The sequence below is a fragment of the Falsiruegeria mediterranea M17 genome (assembly GCF_900302455.1).
Classification (GTDB): Bacteria; Pseudomonadota; Alphaproteobacteria; order Rhodobacterales; family Rhodobacteraceae; genus Falsiruegeria; species Falsiruegeria mediterranea.
Window position 1 is genome coordinate 51,831 of record NZ_ONZG01000005.1, and the last position, 22,587, is coordinate 74,417.

At 59.6% G+C, this 22,587-nt stretch carries 19 protein-coding genes; 13 read left to right on the forward strand and 6 right to left on the reverse strand.

Going from position 1 to position 22,587, the window contains the following annotated elements; genetic code table 11:
* Positions 1-2 precede the first annotated feature (2 nt).
* Positions 3-464, forward strand: coding sequence for a cytochrome c-type biogenesis protein (locus tag TRM7615_RS10970; RefSeq protein ID WP_235824082.1), 462 nt, complete (start codon positions 3-5; stop codon positions 462-464).
* A gap of 75 nt (positions 465-539) precedes the next feature.
* Positions 540-1,316, forward strand: a complete 777-nt coding sequence (locus tag TRM7615_RS10975) for an enoyl-CoA hydratase-related protein (protein WP_108787420.1) — start codon at positions 540-542, stop codon at positions 1,314-1,316.
* 82 nt (positions 1,317-1,398) lie between these two features.
* Here the strand turns inward: TRM7615_RS10975 and bmt are convergent, their stop codons facing one another.
* Positions 1,399-2,418 (reverse strand): betaine--homocysteine S-methyltransferase, encoded by a 1,020-nt coding sequence (gene bmt, locus TRM7615_RS10980; RefSeq protein ID WP_108787422.1) that lies wholly within the window; start codon positions 2,416-2,418, stop codon positions 1,399-1,401.
* A gap of 128 nt (positions 2,419-2,546) precedes the next feature.
* Positions 2,547-2,864 (reverse strand): DUF1476 domain-containing protein, encoded by a 318-nt coding sequence (locus TRM7615_RS10985; RefSeq protein WP_108787959.1) that lies wholly within the window; start codon positions 2,862-2,864, stop codon positions 2,547-2,549.
* Between the two features lie 160 nt (positions 2,865-3,024).
* Here TRM7615_RS10985 and purC point away from each other — a divergent pair, with 160 nt between their 5' ends.
* The 6 genes from purC to TRM7615_RS11015 all read left to right on the forward strand — a co-directional run bounded on the left by purC (position 3,025) and on the right by TRM7615_RS11015 (position 11,556).
* The gene (gene purC / locus TRM7615_RS10990) at positions 3,025-3,786 is read left to right on the forward strand and encodes a phosphoribosylaminoimidazolesuccinocarboxamide synthase (protein WP_085795521.1); all 762 of its coding nucleotides are present in this window, start codon (positions 3,025-3,027) and stop codon (positions 3,784-3,786) included.
* Between the two features lie 85 nt (positions 3,787-3,871).
* Positions 3,872-4,105 (forward strand): phosphoribosylformylglycinamidine synthase subunit PurS, encoded by a 234-nt coding sequence (gene purS / locus TRM7615_RS10995; RefSeq protein ID WP_085795522.1) that lies wholly within the window; start codon positions 3,872-3,874, stop codon positions 4,103-4,105.
* Positions 4,102-4,770 (forward strand): phosphoribosylformylglycinamidine synthase subunit PurQ, encoded by a 669-nt coding sequence (gene purQ / locus TRM7615_RS11000; protein ID WP_108787424.1) that lies wholly within the window; start codon positions 4,102-4,104, stop codon positions 4,768-4,770. The genes purS and purQ overlap by 4 nt, the downstream gene beginning before the upstream one ends.
* Before the next feature lie 36 nt (positions 4,771-4,806).
* The gene (locus TRM7615_RS11005; RefSeq protein WP_108787426.1) at positions 4,807-6,582 is read left to right on the forward strand and encodes a sensor histidine kinase; all 1,776 of its coding nucleotides are present in this window, start codon (positions 4,807-4,809) and stop codon (positions 6,580-6,582) included.
* 12 nt (positions 6,583-6,594) lie between these two features.
* Entirely contained in the window at positions 6,595-7,929 is a 1,335-nt protein-coding gene (locus TRM7615_RS11010; protein WP_108787428.1) for a sigma-54-dependent transcriptional regulator, read from the forward strand.
* A gap of 516 nt (positions 7,930-8,445) precedes the next feature.
* The gene (locus tag TRM7615_RS11015) at positions 8,446-11,556 is read left to right on the forward strand and encodes an Rne/Rng family ribonuclease (RefSeq protein WP_108787961.1); all 3,111 of its coding nucleotides are present in this window, start codon (positions 8,446-8,448) and stop codon (positions 11,554-11,556) included.
* A 305-nt stretch (positions 11,557-11,861) separates the two neighbouring features.
* Here TRM7615_RS11015 and TRM7615_RS11020 read toward each other — a convergent pair whose 3' ends face one another.
* The gene (locus tag TRM7615_RS11020; RefSeq protein ID WP_108787430.1) at positions 11,862-15,221 is read right to left on the reverse strand and encodes an AAA family ATPase; all 3,360 of its coding nucleotides are present in this window, start codon (positions 15,219-15,221) and stop codon (positions 11,862-11,864) included.
* Positions 15,222-15,650: 429 nt separating this feature from the next.
* Positions 15,651-15,881 (reverse strand): sulfurtransferase TusA family protein, encoded by a 231-nt coding sequence (locus TRM7615_RS11025; protein WP_108787963.1) that lies wholly within the window; start codon positions 15,879-15,881, stop codon positions 15,651-15,653.
* 105 nt (positions 15,882-15,986) lie between these two features.
* Here TRM7615_RS11025 and TRM7615_RS11030 point away from each other — a divergent pair, with 105 nt between their 5' ends.
* The 5 genes from TRM7615_RS11030 (at position 15,987) to TRM7615_RS11050 (ending at position 21,652) form a co-directional block, all read left to right on the forward strand.
* Positions 15,987-16,739 (forward strand): cytochrome c biogenesis CcdA family protein, encoded by a 753-nt coding sequence (locus tag TRM7615_RS11030; RefSeq protein WP_108787432.1) that lies wholly within the window; start codon positions 15,987-15,989, stop codon positions 16,737-16,739.
* 181 nt (positions 16,740-16,920) lie between these two features.
* Positions 16,921-18,162, forward strand: a complete 1,242-nt coding sequence (locus tag TRM7615_RS11035) for a hypothetical protein (protein ID WP_108787434.1) — start codon at positions 16,921-16,923, stop codon at positions 18,160-18,162.
* Positions 18,159-19,508, forward strand: a complete 1,350-nt coding sequence (locus TRM7615_RS11040) for a cytochrome P450 (RefSeq protein WP_108787436.1) — start codon at positions 18,159-18,161, stop codon at positions 19,506-19,508. The genes TRM7615_RS11035 and TRM7615_RS11040 overlap by 4 nt, the downstream gene beginning before the upstream one ends.
* 69 nt (positions 19,509-19,577) lie before the next feature.
* Positions 19,578-20,459, forward strand: a complete 882-nt coding sequence (locus TRM7615_RS11045; protein ID WP_108787438.1) for a fructose bisphosphate aldolase — start codon at positions 19,578-19,580, stop codon at positions 20,457-20,459.
* A 143-nt stretch (positions 20,460-20,602) separates the two neighbouring features.
* Positions 20,603-21,652 (forward strand): CobW family GTP-binding protein, encoded by a 1,050-nt coding sequence (locus TRM7615_RS11050; RefSeq protein ID WP_108787440.1) that lies wholly within the window; start codon positions 20,603-20,605, stop codon positions 21,650-21,652.
* A gap of 17 nt (positions 21,653-21,669) precedes the next feature.
* Here the strand turns inward: TRM7615_RS11050 and TRM7615_RS11055 are convergent, their stop codons facing one another.
* Complete coding sequence (locus TRM7615_RS11055; protein ID WP_108787442.1) at positions 21,670-22,278, reverse strand: DNA-3-methyladenine glycosylase I; 609 nt, start codon at positions 22,276-22,278, stop codon at positions 21,670-21,672.
* Positions 22,275-22,574 carry a YciI family protein gene (locus TRM7615_RS11060; protein ID WP_108787444.1) on the reverse strand — a complete coding sequence of 100 codons (300 nt, stop codon included), beginning with the start codon at positions 22,572-22,574 and terminating at the stop codon, positions 22,275-22,277. The genes TRM7615_RS11055 and TRM7615_RS11060 overlap by 4 nt, the downstream gene beginning before the upstream one ends.
* Between the last annotated feature and the right edge of the window lie 13 nt (positions 22,575-22,587).

Below are 22,587 nucleotides of genomic sequence, written 5' to 3' on the forward strand. Positions count from 1 at the left end.
GGATGCTTGTCCTTTGTGCCGCTTTGCTGGCGTGTCTTTTGGCCCCGCTCTCGGCGATGGCTGTGGAACCCGATGAGGTTCTGGATGACCCGGTGCTGGAACAGCGCGCCCGCGACTTGAGCCAGGGCTTGCGATGCCTTGTCTGTCGCAACGAAAGCATCGATGAAAGCAACGCGGATCTGGCGCGAGATCTGCGCCTACTGGTGCGTGAGCGGCTGGTGGCCGGGGACAGCAACGACGAAGCCATCGAATTCATTGTCGATCGCTATGGTGAATATGTTCTGCTCAAACCCACGGTGACCGGGGCCAACTGGCTGTTGTGGGCGGCGGGGCCGATCATGCTGCTGATTGCGGCTGGTGTCGGGATGCTCTACCTGCGCGGACGGTCTCAGGCGGCACCCACGCCCGAGGAAAAACTCAGCGACAGCGAACAGGCGCGGCTGAAAGAAATTCTCGACGATTGACGCGCCGTCCCCCTTTTCTCGGACGCGCGCTTGGGTCAGGCTGCGCCAAAACCTGCATATGTGAAGGCCATTGTCATGGAATACCAAACCATCACGCTCGATATCACGGACGGTCTGGCCGTTCTGACGCTCAACCGCCCCGACAAAATGAACTCGCTCACCTCGCAGATGCGGGCCGAGATCACCTATGCCATGCGCGAAGCCGCCAAGACCGCGCGGGCCATCGTGCTGACCGGGGCAGGCGGGGCGTTCTGCACGGGCCAGGACCTGGGCGATGCCGGATCTTCGGGCAAGATCGACCTGGAGCGGACCTTGCGCGATGAATATTCGCCGATGTTGGAGGCGATCTATGATTGCCCCGTGCCGACCATCGCGGCCGTGAATGGCCCGGCAGCGGGTGCAGGTGCAAGCCTGGCCTTGGCCACGGACGTGGTTATCGCGACCGAAAGCGCCTATTTCCTGCAGGCCTTTGCGCGCATTGGCCTGATGCCGGATGCAGGCGGCACCTGGTTTATGCCGCGTCAGATGGGCATGGCCAAGGCGATGGGGGCGGCGCTCTTTGCCGACAAGATCAGCGCCCGTCAGGCCGATGATTGGGGCATGATCTGGGAAGCGGTGTCAGACGATGCCTTTGACACCCATTGGCGCAAGCGGGCGGCGAGCCTGGCCAAGGGGCCGACAGCGGCCTATGGCGCGATCAAGAAAGCGATCCGGGGAACCTATGAGAACACCCTGCCAGACCAGTTGAACCGCGAGGCGCATTTGCAGGGCGAATGTGGTCGGACACGCGATTTCCAAGAAGGTGTCGTGGCATTCATGCAGAAACGACCTGCGGAATTCGAAGGCCGCTGAGGTCGGATCGGGGCTAGGCCCCGGACCTCGAGGTGTCTCGTGGAAGTAGAAGGGGAGCGCTCATGGGCGCTCCCCCTTTTTATCAGGCGCGACGGCGGCGGCGGGTGCGGCGCTCAGGGGCGGCGGCAGCGTCGTCGCCGGTGCCATCGCTGGCGGATGTGAAGGCCCCCAACTTTTCAGTGATCTGATCTAGCGTCGGGCGTTCGCCGCGCGGTGTGGTGTCCAGGGCTTCGCGCATCGAACGCAGATGTTCGGGCATGGTGCCACAGCAACCGCCGATGATCTTGGCGCCCGAGTTGCGCGCCATCACCGCGTATTCGCCCATCAATTCGGGCGTGCCGTCATAATGGATATGGCCGTCGACGTATTTCGGGATGCCCGCGTTGCCTTTGGAAATGATCGGACGCTCGGTCCCTTGGGCGGCAAAGCCCAGAACGGTGCGCAGGATGTCAGATGAGCCGGTGCCGCAGTTGGCGCCAAAAGCCAGCGGCGCGTTTGGCAGGCTTTCGACCAGCTGCACCATATCGGCGGATGTCACGCCCATCATCGTACGACCAGCGGTATCAAAGCTCATGGTGCCGACCCAAGGCATATCTGCCAGAGCAAAGGCTTCGGCGGCAGCGCGGTATTCTTCGGGAGCCGAAATCGTCTCGAGCCACAAAACATCAACGCCGCCCTCTTTCAGGCCCTCGGCCTGTTCGTGGAACATCTCGACAGCAGCGGCGTGGCTCAGCGACCCGACAGGCTCCATGATTTCACCGGTTGGGCCGACTGACCCTGCGACGATGACCTTACGGCCCGCTTTGTCGGCCACTTCGCGGCCCAATTCGGCACCCGCACGGTTCAGTTCGCGCACGCGGTCCTGGGCGTCGTGCAGTTTCAAGCGCGCAGCGGTGCCACCGAATGTATTGGTCAGAAACAGATCGCTGCCCGCATCGACCGAACCCTGATAGAGCGCGCGGATCTTTGCGGGCTCGTCCACGTTCCACAACTCGGGCGCATCGCCCGACTGCAGGCCCATGTTGAACAGGTTGGTGCCGGTTGCGCCATCGGCAAGGATGACATCGTGGCTTTCCAGCATGGCGGAGAACGCATTGGTCATGATCGTGTTCCTGAGAAAAGGGGGCCGGAATCCTGGCCCGGAAATACAGACACCCCGTCTCTCATGAACGGGGTGTCAAATCAAATTCATAAAACTCATGAAGATCATGAGCCTTTCAGCAAGTCGCCTTAGCCGACTTCATTCATGATCTGCTCTTTGGCTTCCGGCATCAGCTCGGCCATCTTGGCGCGGATCGCATCGGCGTCGGCCAGACCGTTCAGGTCACCCTCGACCTTGCGCACGACATCTTCGTGGCCTGCTTCTTCGAAATCGGCCAGAACAACGCTCTTGGCATATTCTGCGGCTTCGTCGCCGGATTTGCCCATCAGCTCTGCGGCCCATAGACCCACCAGCTTGTTGCGGCGCGCAACGGCTTTGAATTGCATTTCCTCGTCATGTGCGAACTTGTTTTCAAACGCATTTTCGCGATCGTCGAATGTGCTCATTGGATAGGCCCTTTTGTCCGTAAAACCGTTGATCAACATATGACGCCGGACAATCATATCTGCAAGAGGGCGCACCCAACTTGCGACACTGCGGCGCTTGCACTATGAGAGCGGCAAAGCGGGGGGACTCATTTCCCCACACATCCTGGAAAGGTTGCCCATGGCACGTCGCAAGAAGATCTACGAAGGCAAAGCCAAAACCCTGTATGAAGGTCCCGAACCCGGTACCATCGTGCAGTATTTCAAGGATGACGCCACCGCTTTCAACGCCGAGAAGAAGGACGTGATCGAAGGCAAGGGTGTGTTGAACAACCTGCTGAGCGAATATTTCATGGTGGGCCTGGGGCAGGTGGGTGTTCCTACGCACTTTCTGAAACGCCTCAACATGCGCGAACAACTGGTGCGGTCGTGCGAGATCGTCCCGCTCGAAGTCATTGTGCGCAACTATGCCGCTGGCACCATGTCCAAGCGTCTTGGCATTGCCGAGGGTACGCAACTGCCGCGTCCGATCGTGGAGTATTGCTACAAGGACGACAGCCTTGGCGATCCGCTGGTCACCGAAGAGCACATCGCTGCCTTTGGCTGGGCCAGTCAGCAGGACATGGACGACATCCTCAGCCTCGCCTTGCGGGTCAACGACTTTTTGTCGGGCATCATGTATGGCGTCGGCATCAAGCTGATCGACTTCAAGATCGAGATCGGCCGCATTTACGATGGCGATTTCCAGCGCTTGGTTGTGGCCGATGAAATCAGCCCTGACAGCTGCCGCCTGTGGGACATCAAGACCGAGCAGAAGCTGGACAAGGACGTGTTCCGCCGCGATCTGGGCAGCCTCACCGACGCCTATTCCGAGGTCGCGCGCCGTCTGGGCCTGATGCCGAACAACCCGGCCTCGATCACCAAGCCGACACTGATCAACTGAATTCCTCGCCTCGTTGAGGTTGAGACCACGAAAACAAGATGAAGCCTGACAGAGGTTTCGAACCTGAGCCAAAGGACGACGCGACATGAAAGCACGGGTGCATGTGATGCTGAAGAACGGGGTTCTGGACCCGCAGGGCGAGGCCGTGCGCCACGCGTTGGGGGCCATGGGCTTTGACAAGGTCGAAGGCGTGCGTCAGGGCAAGGTGATCGACCTGGATCTGGCCGCTGGTGCGACCGAGGCCGACGTGACCGCGATGTGCGAAAAGCTGCTGGCCAACACCGTGATCGAATCCTACAGCATCGAGATGCAGGGATGAAGGCGGCGGTCGTAGTCTTTCCGGGTTCGAACTGTGACCGCGATCTGGCGGTTGCGTTTGAACAGGCAGGGTTTGATGTCTCGATGGTCTGGCACAAGGACAACGCGCTGCCCGAAGGGGTGGACATCGTTGGCGTGCCGGGCGGGTTTTCCTATGGCGACTATCTGCGTTGCGGTGCGATTGCCGCGCAATCGCCGATCTGTAAGGCCGTGGCTGCACATACCGAGCGTGGCGGATATGCCTTTGGTGTCTGCAACGGCTTTCAGGTTCTGACCGAAACCGGCATCCTGCCGGGTGCGCTGCTGCGCAATGCGGGTCTGAAATACATCTGCAAGACCGTCGGCTTGAAAGTGGAAACCAGCGACAGCGCCTTCACCGAAGGCTACAACGCGGGCGATGTGATCGGCATTCCGATCGCGCACCATGATGGCAACTACTTTGCCGATGACGAAACACTGGCGGCGCTGCGCGACCAGGACCGGATCGCGTTCACCTATGCCGAGAACCCCAACGGCTCGCGCGACGACATCGCTGGCATCCTGTCGGAAAACCGTCGCGTGCTTGGCATGATGCCGCACCCGGAACGGGCGGCGGACGAAGGCCACGGTGGCACCGACGGAACGGCGCTCTTCCGCGCATTGGCGGGCGTGCTCACGCCGGCCTGACTTGAGTAGATGGCCCCGGGCGCGTAGCGTGGGGCCATGAACACCACCCCTAGGAAAACATCGGAACCTGCATTGGCTTGGCCCAGATCCACAGCGATCAGCTGGCGTGTGCGGCTGGCTTTGCTTGTCCTGCTGGTGGTGGCGTCAGCGACGGTCTGGATCACCAACCGTCTGCTGACCGACCGATTTACCGAAAGCACCCGCAATCGCGCTGAACTGCGCCTGACGCTTTATTCAGGAAACTTGCTGAGTGAGCTTCGCCGGAACGCCATCGTGCCACAGCTTTTGGCGCGCGACCCCACATTGATTTCGGCGCTGCAATCCAATGACTTCAGCCGCTCGACCCAACGCTTGATCTCTTTTGTCGAAGAGATCGGGGCCGCCTCGCTGATGCTGCTGGATTCAGATGGTCGAACCGTGGCCGCCACAGACCGCAACCGATTGGGTGAACCTCATCGGGGCGAGCCGCATTTCGTCGATGCCATGCGGGCCAATGCGACCGTGTTCACCGTGCTGCAGCGCGAGGCCGGCGGGTACAGTTTTACTTACGCGCGCAGGCTGGAAGATGCGGCCGAGGTTTTGGGTGTCATCGTTGTCGAGGTCGATCTGGCCAAATTCGAACGGGCCTGGGCCGGGATTTCAGATGCGGTGATGGTGACTGACAGCACCGGGGCGATCATTCTGGCGACCGAACCTCGCTGGCGTGGCTTGAACGAGACCGAAGCGCTGCAAAGGCAAACCCCACAGGGCGCTATTCAACGCGCAATTCGGGTTACGGCGGATTGGACCGCGCTGCCGGCGGACGCTTATCTGCAAGGCGAGGCAGTGATGCGCATGGAAAGCCGCATTCCGTTCCGCGGCTGGCAGATGACGTCGTTCACAACCTATGCCTCGATCCGCGAGCGGGTGAACGGGGTGCTGGCGCTGGAAATCATGGGATTCGCGATTCTGCTGGCACTGGCCTTCTATGCGCTGAGCCGAAAGACGGCCGTGCGCATGGCGCTGTTCCAGCGCGAGTCGGCAGAGCTTCGCGCATTGAACGCACGCCTGCAGCGGGAAATTGCTGAACGGGAACGGGTGCAGAAGACGTTGGAAGTGGCGGAACAGAGCCTCGCTCAAAGTTCCAAACTGGCGGCACTTGGCGAGATGTCGGCGGCTGTCAGCCACGAATTGAACCAGCCCTTGGCGGCGATGAAAACCTATCTGGCGGGCGCCCGTCTGCTACTGCGCCGCAATCGCCCCGAAGAGGCGTTGGCCAGCTTCGGTCGGATCGACAGCCTGATCGAGCGGATGGGTGCGATCACCCGCCAGCTCAAGTCTTATGCCCGCAAGGGCGGAGAGACGCTTTCGCCTGTAAACGTGGGCGATGCGCTGGCTGCGAGCCTGTCGATGATGGAACCACAGCTGCGCCAGCGGCAGGTGCAGATCACCCAGATCCTGCCCGATGAACAGGTGCAGGTCATGGGGGACCGCCTGCGCATTGAACAGGTTATGGTGAACCTCTTGCGCAACGCGCTCGACGCCACCAAATCAGTACGAGACCCCGAGGTGGAAATCATTCTGGCCGCAGGGGAAACCGCGACGCTGACCGTGCGCGACAATGGCCAGGGGATCGAAGATTTCGATGCCCTGTTCGAGCCGTTCTACACCACCAAGCAACCGGGTGATGGTGTGGGGCTGGGGCTTGCCATCTCCTCTGGGATCGTGAACGACCTTGGGGGGCGCCTGACGGCGCGCAACGGGCAAAACGGCGGCGCGGTCTTTGAAATGCAGCTGCCGATTCTAGAGAGCGGCCTTGAAGCCGCGGAATGACGAGGTACCAGTATGGCACAGGCCATGAAAATCGCGATTGTCGACGACGAACAGGATATGCGCCAGTCCATCAGCCAGTGGCTGGCCCTGTCGGGCTATGACACCGAAACCTTCAGCAGTGCCGAAGAGGCGCTCAAGGTGCTGGGGCCAGAGTATCCCGGCATCGTGATTTCCGACATCAAGATGCCGGGCATCGACGGGATGCAGTTCCTGAAAAAACTGATGGGTTCGGACAGCACCCTACCGGTGATCATGATCACCGGTCATGGCGATGTGCCGATGGCGGTTGAGGCGATGCGCGTTGGCGCGTTCGACTTTCTGGAAAAGCCCTTTAACCCGGACCGGATGTCCGAGCTTGCCAAACGCGCGACCAACGCGCGGCGGCTCACCCTCGACAACCGGGCACTGCGCCGTGAGCTGAGCGACGGCACCCAGTTGATGAACAAGCTGATCGGTGCCAGCCCGGTGATGGAGCGGTTGAAAGAGGATATTCTGGATCTGGGGCAGGCGGACGGTCACGTGCTGATCGACGGCGAAACCGGAACCGGCAAAACTTTGGTGGCGCATGCATTGCATGCGGTTGGCAGCCGGGCGGGCAAGAAATTTGTGCTGGTGTCCTGCGGTGCTCTGGAAGAAGAGGCCCTGGCCAAGCGGCTCTTTGGTCCGATGTTGCCCGAAGACACCCAACTGCCCGCCATCGAAGAGGCCCGGGGCGGAACCCTGGTGTTGGAAGATATCGAAGCGCTCAGCGACACATTGCAGGCGCGGCTACTCAATGTAATCAACGAGCAGGGCACCCCAGCCGAGACGCGCATCATCGCCATCTCAAACCTGCAAGAGGCAGGCCGCACTTGCGAAGATGCCCTGCGCCCCGATCTCTTCTACCGACTGGCCGCCCTGCGGATCACAATGCCCCCGCTGCGCCAGCGGGGCGAGGACATCCTGTCGCTCTTCACTCGTCTCAGTGAACAGTTTGCCGATGAATACGGCTGTGAGGCACCACAGGTGTCCGCACAAGAAGCTGCACAGCTGCTGCAGGCGCCTTGGCCCGGCAATGTGCGTCAGCTGATCAACATCGCCGAACGCGCCGTGCTGCAGGCGCGGCGTGGATCGGGGACGATTGCGTCGCTGCTGATGTCCGATCACGAAGAGATGCAGCCGGTAATGACCACCGAAGGCAAGCCGCTCAAGGAGTATGTCGAGGCGTTCGAGCGCATGCTGATCGACAACACGATGCGGCGCCACAAGGGCTCTATCGCCTCGGTGATGGAAGAACTCTGTCTGCCGCGCCGGACATTGAACGAAAAGATGGCCAAATACGGTCTGCAACGGTCGGATTACCTGTGAATTATCGGCAGAGGGGGCAGCCCCCTCTGCTGCCTGCGGTGACATTCATCTCGTCGCATTTCCTACAAGAAGAAGATTGAGCTGCTCCAAACCATGGGCAGGCGTTGGTGAAGATACATTGACCTATTGTCTTTTCTACAGGTCTGCCCTTATGTTGTCTGGACGGGCTGCGCGCATCTTGCGCCGTAAGACCCAGACCTGAGATTCGCTGTTTGATCTGCTGCGGCACAAGGCCGAAGGATCCAACAGACCGATTGAGCCCCGAAAGGGGCGCTGTAGTGCCTTCGCCCCAAAACGGGCGAAAGGAATAAATGGGCAGGCGACTGGGACAGACCCCGCCTGTCGGAGAAGAACCGCGATGACGCGCGCGCAAGTTTCGAGAGTTCGGGCAGGGGGTCAATTGACCAGACCCTGCCGCGCGCCGTTCTCTATCGCCCCTACAAGACACCTCCCCAATCTCACCGGACCGCCAGGACAGGTCAGGTGCGGGCGATTGCGGCGGTGCACCAAGGTAACATGGCAAAGAAGATGCTTATCGATGCCACCCACGCAGAGGAAACTCGCGTTGTGGTGGTCGATGGAAACAAGGTCGAGGAGTTCGATTTTGAATCCGAAAACAAACGCCAGCTTGCTGGCAACATCTACCTCGCAAAGGTAACCCGGGTCGAGCCGTCGTTGCAGGCGGCCTTTGTGGACTATGGCGGCAACCGCCATGGTTTCTTGGCCTTTTCTGAAATCCACCCTGACTACTATCAGATCCCGGTCGCTGACCGCGAAGCCCTGATGGAAGAAGAACGCGCGTATGCCGAGGCAATGAAGGCGCGGGATGAGGAAGAAGAGACCAAGCCCAAACGCAAGCCCCGCTCGCGATCCAAATCCAAGGCGGCCAAGGTCACAACCGAGGATGCAGTCGAGACCAAAGAGGTCGAGACCGAAATCAGCGGCATGGAAACCATCGATCTGACCGATGAGTCGGATGAAGTTGACGTGATCGACGCGCTTGAGGGCAGTTCGCCAATGGAGCGGGTGGCGGAAACCCCCGTTGAAGAACCCGAAACACCCGAAGCGGAGGAGGCCACTGCGGCCGCAGTCGAAGCCGAAGACGGCGTAGAAGTATCCGCAGAAGCAGATCCTGCTCCCGAAGCCGCGCCCGCTGAGGATGCAGAAGTCGTAGAGACCAACGAAACCCCGGCTGAGGCTGTGGAAGCACCGGCCGAGGAGGTCGAGGCCGCAAACGCTGAGGATACCCAAGCCGAAGCTGCCGACGCGCAACCTGAAGAGGCCGCAACTGCTGACGCCGGTGACGACAAGGCTGAAGAGGCCCAGACAGACGCGGAAGACGACACACAGGACGACGACGGCGAGGAAGAAACCGCCCGCAAGGCGGATGCGACCTCAAAGGATGACACCATTGAATCTGTGGCTGACGAAGACGACAGCGAAGACATCCGTCCCCGTCGTAAGCCACGTCCGCGCCGTTACAAGATCCAGGAAGTCATCAAGGTCCGTCAGGTCCTGCTGGTACAGGTTGTCAAGGAAGAGCGTGGCAACAAAGGCGCGGCGCTGACCACTTACCTTTCGCTGGCCGGTCGCTATTGCGTCCTGATGCCCAACACCGCCCGTGGCGGCGGTATCAGCCGCAAGATCACCAACGCAGCCGACCGCAAGAAACTGAAGGAAATCGCTGCTGAAATCGACGTGCCCACCGGCGCGGGCCTGATCGTGCGCACCGCCGGTGCCAAACGTACCAAGGCCGAGATCAAGCGCGACTATGAATACCTGCAACGCCTGTGGGAGCAGATCCGCGAACTGACGCTCAAGTCGATCGCGCCTGCCAAGATCTATGAAGAAGGCGACCTGATCAAACGCTCGATCCGCGACTTGTATAACCGCGAGATTGACGAGGTCTTTGTCGAGGGCGAGCGCGGCTACCGCATCGCCAAGGACTTCATGAAGATGATCATGCCGTCGCACGCCAAAAACGTGAAACGGTACGAGGACGCGCTGCCACTGTTAGCCCGCTATCAGGTGGAAAGCTACCTGGCGGGGATGTTCAACCCGACCGTGCAGCTGAAATCCGGTGGCTACATCGTCATCGGCGTGACCGAAGCCTTGGTCGCCATCGACGTGAACTCTGGCCGGGCCACCAAGGAAGGCTCGATCGAGGAGACCGCGCTCAAGACCAACCTTGAAGCCGCCGAAGAAGTGGCGCGCCAACTGCGTCTGCGCGACTTGGCCGGACTGATCGTCATCGACTTCATCGACATGGACGAGCGCAAGAACAACGCCGCCGTCGAAAAGCGGATGAAGGACAAGCTCAAGACCGACCGCGCGCGCATTCAAGTGGGCCGCATCTCGGGCTTTGGCCTGATGGAGATGAGCCGTCAGCGTCTGCGCCCCGGCATGATCGAGGCCACGACACAGCCTTGCCCGCATTGCCACGGCACCGGCCTGATCCGCTCGGACGACAACATGGCGTTGTCGATCCTGCGCCAGATCGAAGAAGAGGGTACGCGCCGTCGCTCACGCGAGGTTCTGGTGCGTTGCCCGGTTGGCATCGCGAACTTCCTGATGAACCAGAAACGCGAGCATATCGCCCAGATCGAAGCGCGCTATGGACTGTCCGTGCGCATCGAAGGGGACGTGCATCTGGTGAGCCCGGATTTCTCGATCGAAAAGTTCAAGACCGCAACCCGTGTTGTGCCCGAAGCCACCGCGCCGGTGGTCTCTGTCGACACCTCGTTGATGGACCAGATCGACGCGGACGAGGCGGACGAGGCCGAAGCTGAGGTCGACACTGCGGAAACCGCGGAAGTGGATGATGACAACAAGCCAAAGCGCAAGCGTCGTCGTCGGCGTCGTCGGCGTGGTGGAAACGGCGGGGATCAGGCGCAGCAGCAATTTGATGGTGACGACATCGAAGAGGGTGCGGCCAAACCGGAAGGTGACGCGTCGGAGGAAGCTGAAACTGCGTCTGAGGGCGAGCAAGCGGCCGACGAGACCGCAGCAGAACCCGAAGCAGCTGAGGAAGCCCCGAAGCCAAAACGCCGCCGTCGGACGCGCAAGAAAGCCGACGAAACCGCGGACGAGGTAAAGGCTGCTGAAGAGGGAGGCGCCGCGCCGACCGAAGGTGAGGCCACTGCAGAGGGCGAGGAAGAGCCCAATAAAGAGGCCAAGCCCAAACGTCGCCGCACGCGCAAGAAAGCCGAGCCCGAGGTTGTCGCCACAGAGCCTGCGGCAGAAACTCCGACCGATGAGGCACCTGCGGTTGCAGCCGAGGAGCCTGTCGCCGTCAGTGAAGAATCCGAAACCCCCGTTGAGGTTGCTGAAGAGGTGACTGACACGCTTGTGACCGATGCGACCGACGAGGCACCCGCGGAAGCGGCCGCTGAAGAACAACCGGTCGAAACGCCGCCGGTCGAAGAACCGGCCGTGGCAGAGGTGACACCAGAACCCGAAGCTCAGGTCGAAGAGCCTGCTGCGGAGGAAGTGGCGCCCGAAGCTCCGGCAGAAGAGCCGCAGCCTGAACCGGTTCTGGAAACCGTGGCAGAGGAATCCGCGCCAGCGCCAGAAGCCACTGAGCCGCCCAAGCCTAAGAAACGCGGTTGGTGGTCGCTGGGAAGCTAACAGGCGAGAGAGTTCGCTGGATCCACTGCAGCAACATTAAAGCCCAAGAAAAAGCTCCCGAAGATGACTTCGGGAGCTTTTTCTATTTCTTTAGACAAAGGCATCTTTGCGGACTTTCTTACCTTTCGCTGCACTTGCATCTCCTCGGCTTTTGAAATCGGGACTTGTGCTGGCGAGGGCGTGAACCGGGCCTCTGTTGAAACGGGAAATGAAAAACTTAAAATCGATAAAGCGGCCGTTCGAAGAGGTCATTGGCTGACACCACAGCCGAAACGAGGCGCGACTGTAATCCGTGGGCAGCAGAATTACGCCGCCAACTCAGCGAGTAATTTGCGGACCGTCGCCTGATCTTCAGGGCAATCTCCTTCGGCGATGCTGTTATGGATGGGGGTTAGAAGGGTAATGGCCTCATCTATCCGGCCTTGTTCATGCAATAGGCTCGCCAGATCGATGGCCGCGCGCAGTTCCCACAGTTTGGCTCCCTGCTGCCGGGCGACGTCCAGGGCCGTAACGAGGTAGTTTTCTGCGGTCTCGGCGTCGTCATCCGCCATGGCGATCTCAGCTTGCACCCGGTGGAGGTCGGACAGGGTGTAAGTCTCGCCTGTTTCGTCGATCAACTCTTGCGCCTTCATGGCCAGTTCGGCTGCATCGTCGTGAAAGCCCATCGCCAGTGCTGATCGGGCAAGGTCAACGTGAAAGCTCACGATAAACAATTTGAACTTTATAGCGTCAATCGCTGCTCCGGCCTTTTGCCATCTTTCCATACTGGTTTTGTCGCCGTTATATGCCGCCAAATTTTCGATACACATCGGTATCATAGCCGACCAGAGCGCCAGATTATGTTCCTGAGCAATAGGCGATACTTCGTTAAGACATCGCTCAACGTCAGGTCGGTCACCGGACGCCAAGCCATATATAAAACGCATATTCAGCAGATAGCAGATTGTCTGGATATGATCGGTCGACTTGGCAACGCTCTCAGCCTCGTTCAGGTGAGTCGTGGCTCGCTCTGTCTGACCCAGCATCAACGAGTTCATTGCCTGGAAAATGTGGATTGTGACACCAATATCCTGCCCGAACTGGTTCGCGAGGCCCGCATGTGCGATGGAGTCATAGTTAGCCAGGGCAACATCCAGATACCGTTGTGCTTCTGCAAAGTTACCCATCAAAAAGTGCGAAGCGCCTGCAACCCTATTGGCGACCACCATTGGGGGAGTGTTCGGCGCATTGGCCGTCTCCTCGACAAGCGCTTCCGCGCTTCGCAAAGCCTCTCTGTGCTGCCCCCTGGCTCCCTTGCCAATCCACAAACCGTACAGAATTGAATACCGCATTGGGGTCTCACCGACCTTGTCCGCAAGAACCAACGCCTTTTCAAACGAGTCCAGTGTTTCGTCGGCCGTGAACCCCTTGCGGGCGAGAAGGGTCATGCTGAGAGGCACTTGCAAGCCAAGCGCGCGTTCAAACGGCGGGGCGTCGCTGTTTTCCAGTTGAGGGGTGATCAATTCAATTGCCCGACCAAGATGTGAGATCGCTTCGTCGAACGCCGGTCGCGCGATGGCGGTTTTGCTGGCTGCTTCCCATAGGTCGATGGCTCGTTCGGTCAGACCAGCAGCCTCGGCGTGTACGGCGAGAACTTCCGGGGCGATGTCAGTGTCCGCCTCCAGTTCTGTCAGGATACGCGCGTGGATGGCGCGGCGCTTCTCCTTCAGCTGGCTTTCATAGGCGGCGTCGCGGACCAGCGCGTGCTTGAAGAGATAGGTCGCCTCTGGCGGCAGGCCACGGCGATAGATCAGCTCGGCTGCGATCAAACCGTCCAGCGCGGCGGTCAGTTCAGCGTCGGGCAAAAGAGAGATCTGCGCCAAGAGGCCGTGACTGAACTCTCGCCCGATACAGGCAGCGGTCTGCGCTACCTCCTTGATGGGTTGCAACCGGTCCAGACGCGCCATCAGGCTGTCATGCAGCGTGGTCGGAATGGCGATGGTGCTCAGCGGTCCGTCGAGAATGAGACGGTCTCCATCTTCTTTCAGCGAACCGGACTCCAGAATTGTCTTGGTCAGTTCCTCAACAAAGAGCGGCACGCCATCGGTGCGCGCAGCGACAATTGCCATGATCTCGTCTGGAAGTGCCTTGCCGCCAGTCAACTTGGCGACGATGTCTCCGATCTGATCCTTTCCTAGCCGGTTCAGCGCGAACCGCGTCACGATGGGATGCCCCCCAAAGCCATACTCAAAGCTGGGACGCGCCGTGGCGAGGATCATGATCTTTTGATCCGCAATAGTATCCAAAAGCAGGTCCAGCAACTCCAGCGAAGTTGGGTCAATCCAGTGCAGGTCTTCGTAGACCAAGAGCACCGGCCTGTCCTGGCTTTGCTGAACCAGCAGCTTGGCCAGTGTCTTCATGGTATGTGCCCGTTGCTGGGCTGGTGTCAGATTAAGCGCACCGTATCGCGCGGTTCCATCCAGACCCATCATCGGCGTGATCAGCTTCAGCGTTTCGGGGTCCTGGCCAAGTAATGCCTCAAGCTTGTCCAGCCGGACATCCGGCCCGTCTGATGGAGCGAACCCGGCGGCAAACGACAATTGTTGAATGACCGGATAGAACGCGGAATCTGCGTGATAGGGCGAGCATTGATAGGTGATGCGGGTGTGATCATCTTTCGCAACTTCGTCGATGACCGCTCTGGTGATACGAGATTTTCCGATACCGGCCTCGCCGCTGACGATGACCATCTGGCCCTGTTCCGAGCGGGCCAAAGCCCAACGCTCCAGCATTAGGTCGATCTCACGGTCGCGCCCAACGATGGGGGTAAGGGTGCCGGACTGGCGCGCCGCAAAGCGGCTTTCCTGCGCTGCCTCGCCCTCGACGACGAACGCTTCAACCGGCGTTCCCACGCCCTTTAACTCTTGTGTGCCAATTGACGTCAGCTTGTACGTGCTGCCCAGCAGACGCCGGGTTTCGCTGGGCAGAACAAGCTGGTTCGGCCCTGCAACGCCTTGCAGCCGAGCAGCCAGATTGGGCGTCTCGCCGACAACGGCCGCTTCCTGTGTTGCACCGCTGCCTATCAGGTCGCCAACGATCACAACACCGGTGGCGACCCCGATCCGCGTTGCAAGAGCTGTACCATCGGGAGCCTTTGTTGACCTGACGCTGTCGATGATCGCCAGCCCTGCGCGCACAGCGCGCTCCGCATCGTCTTCACCGGCACGGGGCCAGCCAAAGTAACACATCACGCCATCGCCCATGAACTTGGCGACGAAACCTTCGTACCGGCTCACAACACCAGCAACTGTGTTCTGATACCCGGTGATGACAGTACGCATGTCTTCAGCATCCAGCCGCGTCGCCATCTCGGTGGAACCGACAAGATCGACGAACATAACCGTCAGGTGGCGGCGTTCGGCGTCGGAAGAAGTGTCTAGCTGTTCCTGATGTTGGGGTTCTTTGGTTGGATCATTTGCAATGCCAATAGCCGCTGGCATATCGTTTTCAGCCATCGCCCTTATTGCACTGCTTGCCCTGCGTCGCGGGCCCACTGGCAAGCCGACTTCCTTCAAGTCTTCTTCGGTCAGGTCAACCAGATCCGAGAACTGAATCTCAGCCTCGGCAAAAGCTGGTCCATATTTTTCCAAACCGAGTTTAGCGAGCCAGCTTTGAATATCCTGCAACTTGATCTCCCACAGGTACCGATATCAACTACCGACACCCCTCCAAACCTGACATTAACCGCTTTTTGGGGTGTGTCATGCCTTTACTTTACGCTTCAATCAGACCGAATTACGGCTGATCCGTCTGTCGGCGGCAACTTGTTACAGGCGGTTCCAGACACTTGGGCTAACGCTTGACTGCCAAAAACACTGCGCGACCAATGAATGTCCGCAATGAGAAACAATACAGCAAAATGCTTTATTCAACTGACGGGAATGTCAGGGCCGGTCGTGAAAATTCCAGATCGTGCTGCAAGTGCTAAATGGACTCATTGCGACGCGGCTGGTTTGGGCTCCAAACGGATATTCGCCTCAGCAGTGGTTCATCTCGCTTGCGTCTCTTCCAGCCTTGTCCAAATCAAAGCAAGCTAAAGGCCAAGCAGTTTGTACTTATCGTCGTTCGATCACATAAATCTGATGGTTGTCCGTCTCGGATTGTGACACCAACCGGTGACCGCTTTCATTGCAGAAATGCGGCACGTCGATCACCGCCGCGGGGTCGTCAGCCAACAGGCGCAATTGCGCGCCGGGAGCCATGGATTTGAGCCGTTTGCGGGCCTTTAGGACGGGCAGGGGGCACAACAGCCCCAGGGCATCCAGCGTATCGGGTTCATCAGTCATGCCTTTGAGATATTCCGCTTGATCACGGCTGTCCACATCTTCACCACGAGGATGTGACCGGATGGCCTCGTGACGACGGCCCTTCGATGGCTTAAGTGCTGATGCATGTTCGGAATTGAGATCATAGACGCGGGCCTGATTCCCGCCATGATGGTGGCGCTGCTTGGTGGCGTCATCAGCTTTCTGTCGCCCTGCGTGCTGCCCATCGTGCCGCCTTATCTGGCCTACATGAGCGGCGTGACGATCAACGAGATGCAGGACGAAGCCCGCGCGCGGCGCAAGGCGACCATTGCGGCGCTGTTCTTTGTGCTGGGTCTGTCGACGGTCTTTTTGCTGCTGGGGTTCACGGCGTCGGCCTTTGGCGCATTTGTGCTGCAGAATCAGGAGCTTTTCGCCAAGATCTCTGGCGGTGTGGTGATCCTGTTTGGTCTGCATTTCCTTGGGATTTTCCGCATTTCGATCCTGGACCGCGAGGCGCGGATGGAAACGGGTGATGCGGGCGGGTCCAGTTTCGGTGCCTATGTTCTGGGCCTGGCCTTTGCCTTTGGCTGGACGCCCTGCATCGGGCCGCAGTTAGGCGCGATCCTGTCTTTGGCCGCATCCGAGGCCTCGGTGGCGCGCGGTACGCTGCTGCTGGGTGTCTATGCAGCAGGTCTTGGCATTCCGTTCCTGCTGGCAGCGATGTTCCTGAACCGCTCGATGCGGGTGATGAACAAGATCAAGCCGCATATGGGCACCATCGAAAAGGTGATGGGTGGCTTGTTGTTGCTGGTTGGTGTGATGCTGGTCACCGGCGCGTTCACCCAGTTCAGCTGGTGGCTGTTGGAAACCTTCCCCGGGTTGGCTCTGCTGGGGTAACTGGTAGGTCCATCGAGGGAAGCACTCCCGCCCGTCGTCAATTTTTCTTTGCAGAAAAACCTTCTCCCGTTGGGCTGGGCCTCGCTTCGCTCGGCGGTTGGCACTCGGGGCCGGTCAAAGCCTGCAAATTGCTGTAGTCTTGCCGCATTGATGGGGTATGGTCGGGCCAAGAGGCCAGAGCATGAGCAGTTCAGAACCCGCAACCACCGTCCGCCGTCGCCGGGTGTTTTACATCCCCGGCTACGACCCGATTCACCCGCGCCGCTACCGCGAGCTTTATCGCAAGGAAAGCGCAGCGCAGGCGGGGATTTCGGGGTATGAGGTTGGCCTGAAGCCCAAAACGACCAAGGGGCCCTATGGCTGGCACGTGGCCTCAACCCAAGACGGGGTCGCGGTGGCGGCAGATGTCGAGGTCTTGGTGTGGTCAGATATCGTGCGCGACAGCATGTCATCGACCATTCCTGCGACCTATCTGCAACTGGCGCGCACGGCCTGGACCTACATCATGTCGGGTGCGTTGTGGCGGTTGATGAAGCTGCGCAAGGGCCCGGTGATCGCCGCGCTCTATCCGGTTGGGATGCTGCTGTTGCAGCTGCTGCTGGCCGTGCTGCTTTGCTGGGGCGTGACACGCGCGGTCATGCTCTTGGATGCCTATCTGCCGTCGCTTGCGCTGCAGCTTGTGGGACTTGTCCTGGGGCTGGGCGCTGGTATTGCTGTGCTTCGGTGGTTCCGGGCGCGGGACGGCAAGTTCTTTGCCTACTACCTGATGCATGATTATGCCTATTCGGCGCAGTCCCGTGGTGCCAACCCGCCAGAGCTGGACGCGCGGATTGCTGCATTCACCGAGCTGGTGGCCGACGCGCTGCAAAGCGATGCCGATGAGGTGCTGGTGGTGGGTCATTCGTCGGGCGCGCACGTCGGCGTGTCGGTTCTTGCCGATCTGATCCGACAAGAACGGGTGCCCGCTGAAGGGCCTGCCCTTGGATTTCTTTCGCTGGGGCAGGTGGTGCCGATGGTGTCGTTCCTGCCCGATGCCACCCGTCTGCGCGCCGACTTGCAATACCTCTCGACCCGTGAAGAGCTGGCTTGGGTCGACGTGTCTGCACCCGGGGACGGCTGCGCCTTTGCGCTTTGCGATCCGGTGACCGTCAGCGGCGTAGCCCCCGAGGACAAGCGCTGGCCGCTGGTTTTTTCTGCCGCCTTCACGCAGACCCTGTCGCCTGAACGATGGTCGGAACTTCGCTGGCGGTTTTTCCGCCTGCATTTTCAATACCTCTGCGCCTTTGATCGCCCGGGGGACTATGATTATTTCCGCATCACGGCGGGGCCGATGACCCTGGCTGAGCGGTATCGTGATCGTGCACCGTCTAAATCACGTATTGATGTGGCTGTGTCGAAATACACGTCGGTGGCTGCTGCATGATCCCGCCAAAACCGCCCGCACGGCCCGACAAGGTCTCGCTCGGCCGCTACATGCGCCTGTTCCGACAGGACATCCTGTCGGCGCAACCCGCGCGCCTCTATCGGGCGTGGATGGCCGAGTTCAAGACGCCGTTCTTTCGCTCGTTCCTGATGAACCAGCCAGAGCTGGTGGATGAGGTGCTGAAACAGCGCCCCGATGATTTCCCCAAGTCCAGCCGCATCAGCGAGGGTTTGCGCCCGCTGCTGGGGGACTCGGTCTTTCTGACGAATGGAGAGACTTGGAAACGCCAACGCCGGATCATCGACCCGGCGTTCGAAGGTGGCAGGCTGCGCGACACCTTTCCTGCCATGTGGCAAGCTGCCGAGGCATGCGTGGCACGGATGCAGGGTCAGGCCGGGCAGGAGGTGGAGGTTGAAGAGATCACCAGCCACGCCGCCGCAGATGTGATCTTTCGCACGTTGTTTTCTCTGCCGATCGAACATGAGGTGGCGTCCCAGGTCTTTCACCAGTTTCGCGCCTATCAGCGGGAACAGCCGATCCTGAACATTGCCGCCTTCGTGCCATTGCCGCGATGGATGCCCCGGTTTCATTCGCGCAAGACCAAGGCCACGGCCAAGGAAATCCGGGCGTTGATCACGCAACTGACCACCGAAAAGATGGCGCAGATCGAAGCGGGGACAGCCCCAGATGATCTGGCCACCAAGATCATGACAACGGCGGACCCTAAGACGGGGGAACGGTTCAGCACGCAGGAGATGGTTGATCAGGTCGCGATCTTTTTCCTGGCGGGGCATGAAACCAGCGCGTCGGCGCTTGCGTGGACGCTGTACCTGTTGGCGCTCTACCCCGAGTGGCAGGAGAAACTGGCGGCCGAGGCGCAGGTGTTGGGCGCGCCTGAGTTCTCGGTGATGTCGAAACTCCGCCTGTCCCGCGATGTATTCCGCGAGGCGCTGCGCCTGTACCCGCCGGTACCGATGATGGTTCGACAGGCCACATGCCCCGAACGGTTCCGGGACCGCGAGGTCCCCGAGGGCTCGCAGATCGTGCTGAGCCCCTGGCACCTACACCGGCATGAACGGCTTTGGGATAACCCAGATGGCTTTGATCCGACCCGGTGGGCCACGGAAAACGGCAAGAAATGCCAGCGAGAAGCATATATGCCGTTTTCAGCGGGCGCGCGTGTCTGCACCGGGGCAGGTTTTGCCATGGTCGAGGGGCCATTGATCCTGTCAATGATCCTGCGGACCTATCGTGTGGAACGGATCGAGGGGCGCGATCCGGTCCCGGTGGCGCATCTGACGGTGAGGTCCAAGGATGGTATCTGGCTGCGGCTTGTCCGGCGCTAACACGCTATCATCCCGCGATTTCTTGGGGTATGCCGAGCGCGACGAGGAATCAATTTACGGGAAAGTGATATGTCCAAGGCAGAACAGCGCGAACAGATGGCCAACGGCGCGGGTTTCATCGCGGCCCTCGACCAGAGCGGCGGCTCGACCCCCAAGGCGCTGGCGCTTTATGGCGTTGATGCAGCGCAGTACGGATCCGAAGAAGAAATGTTCGCCGAGATCCAGAACATGCGTGCCCGCATCATCCTGTCGGACGACTTTGACAAGAACAAGGTGATCGGCGCGATCCTTTTTGAACGCACCTTGGGCGAGCAGATCAACGGCAAATCCGTGGCCGATTACATCTGGTCGGAAAAAGGCGTTGTGCCGTTCCTGAAGATCGACAAGGGCTTGGAAGATGAGGCCAACGGCGTTCAGATGATGAAGCCGATCCCGGGCCTGGCGGACACTCTGGCCAAGGCGACGGGTGTGTTCGGTACCAAGGAACGCTCGGTCATCCATGAGGCCAACGCGACAGGCATCGCTGCCGTCGTGGCGCAGCAGTTCGACGTGGCCCGCGAAGTCATCGCAGCAGGCATGGTTCCGATCGTCGAGCCCGAGGTGAACATCCATTCGGAAACCAAGGCCGAGGCTGAGGCGATCCTGAAAGCGGAAATCCTGAAAAACCTGGACACTCTGGAAGATGGTCAGGACGTGATGCTCAAGCTGACCATCCCGTCCGAGGCGAACCTTTATGACGCACTGGCCGATCATGCCCGCGTTGTACGCGTGGTGGCCCTGTCAGGTGGCTATTCGACCGAGCAAGCCTGTGATCTGCTGAGCCAGAACGGCAAGATGATCGCATCATTCTCGCGTGCGCTGACCGAAGGCCTGTCCAAGCAGCAGTCGGATGATGAATTCAACGCTGCGCTTGGCAGCAACATCGACAAGATCTACCGCGCGTCGATCTGAGTGCTGATGAAAGAGACAGCCACCCGTGGCTGACGAAATGTATGAGATTGACCTGCCAAGTGATTGGCGGGTCTTTTTCTTTGACGATGTCGATCTGCTAATTGAAACTACGGGGACTTTGTCCCCTTCCTCACGGCGTTTACATGTCCGAACCTCGCGTCCCTGTCACCTTGCTCACCGGGTTTTTGGGGGTGGGGAAGACAACCCTCCTCAATAATGTGCTGACGCATCCTGATACAGGGCGCGTGGCGGTGGTCGTGAATGAGTTTGGCGATGCCGGGTTGGATCATGAGATCATCGAGGTTACCCCCGAAGATATCACCTTGTTATCCTCGGGTTGCATCTGTTGTTCGCTGCGCGGTGACCTTGTCGAGGCAATTCCCAATCTGCTGACACGTCGGGAACGCGGTGAATTGGAATTCGATCGGATCGTGATCGAGACGACCGGGCTTGCCGATCCCAGCCCGATCCAACGTACGCTGATCATGGAACCGTCCCTGGCCAAGCTGATCAAGCTCGACGGTATCGTGACCTTGGTGGACGCGGTCAACGGGGCGAAAACCCTGGACGCGCATTTCGAGGCGGTTTCGCAGGCGACGATGGCAGATCTGATTGTGTTGACCAAAACGGATATCGCTGAGACCGCGCAGATCCAACACTTGCGTGCGAGGCTGGAGCGACTGAATGCGGCGCGGATCATTGAAGTGGACGAAGCGGTTGCCCAACCTGCGCTTCTCTGGGCTTGTTCGGCCATCAAACAAGATGCACCGCAGGCGGATGTCCTGACCTGGTTGACCCCAAAGCCGGACACGGCCAAGGGCGATCCCTTTGCAAACCTGTCAGGATTTGCCCCAAGCGCACCTGCCAACGTTGCAGTTCTGTCGGTGCATGAGGGGCGTATCGAGTCCGCCTCATTGGTCGTGGACAAACCCCTGGATCGTCAACGGCTTGGAATATGGCTCAGCGATCTGATCATGGGGCAGGGCGAGAACATCTTGCGGGTCAAAGGGATTCTCTTTTTCAAAGGCGAAGACACCCCGACAGTGTTTCACTGTGTGCAGCACACCATCGAGCCCCCCGTGCAGTTGAAAACCTGGTATGGGGGCGACCGGCGCTCAAAGATCGTGATCATTGCACGGGATATGTCCAGCAGCCGTTTGCAGAGCTTGCTAAGCGCGATCGAAACGACATGAGCGACAGCTGACCGCGTTCAAACGGGTTTCACAAAGCTTTTTCGCAACTCTGTTGCTTTGTCGCGCATGACGCAGCCGATGGCGTGGTCATTGACCAGCCCCATGGCTTGCATGAATGCAAAGACGGTGGTGGGGCCGACAAACTTCCACCCGCGCTTTTTCAGATCCTTGGACATCGCGGTTGAAGCCGGGATGATGCTGGCGGTCTGGGGTTCGGGCAGGTCTGCGGGATCGGGTTCATAGGACCAGACATAAGCGGCCAGAGAACCACGTTCAGCCACCAGCTCTTGCGCGCGCTTGGCGTTGTTGATCACGGCCTCGATCTTGCCGCGATGGCGGATGATGCCCGCGTCTTGCAGCAATCGCTGTACGTCCTTGTCGTCGAACTTGGCCATCTTGTTGAAATCGAACTGCGCAAAAGCCGCGCGAAAGTTCTCGCGTTTGGCCAAAATGGTTCGCCAACTCAGGCCCGATTGAAAGCTCTCAAGACAGAACTTTTCGAATAGGCGCTGATCATCTCCGACAGGGTATCCCCATTCGGTGTCATGATACCCCACGAACTCGGGCGCCGAGGCGCTCCACGCGCAACGGGATTGGTCGTCAGGACCGGCGATCAGTTTTGTCATCTCGCGTCCTCGGGGATCAGATGCGTCATGGCATCACTGGCAACACTTGGGGACATTTCCAAAATCTCAGGCTGAGCGACGCCATACACCACAAAAGGGTCTTTGGCGATGCGCGCCTCAATATCGGCACGCGTGGTGTTTCGAGCCAGTATGGCCCCGCCCACATCGGTGAGCCGACCGGCCAGGTCAAAGACCCCTTCTTCAAAGCCTTGGGTCAACCAAGCCTTGTGTGCGGGAAAATGATGCTCGGCCATATGGCCGTTGTCTTTGGTCAGTCGCAGAAGAATAATGAACATGGCCCGACTGTAC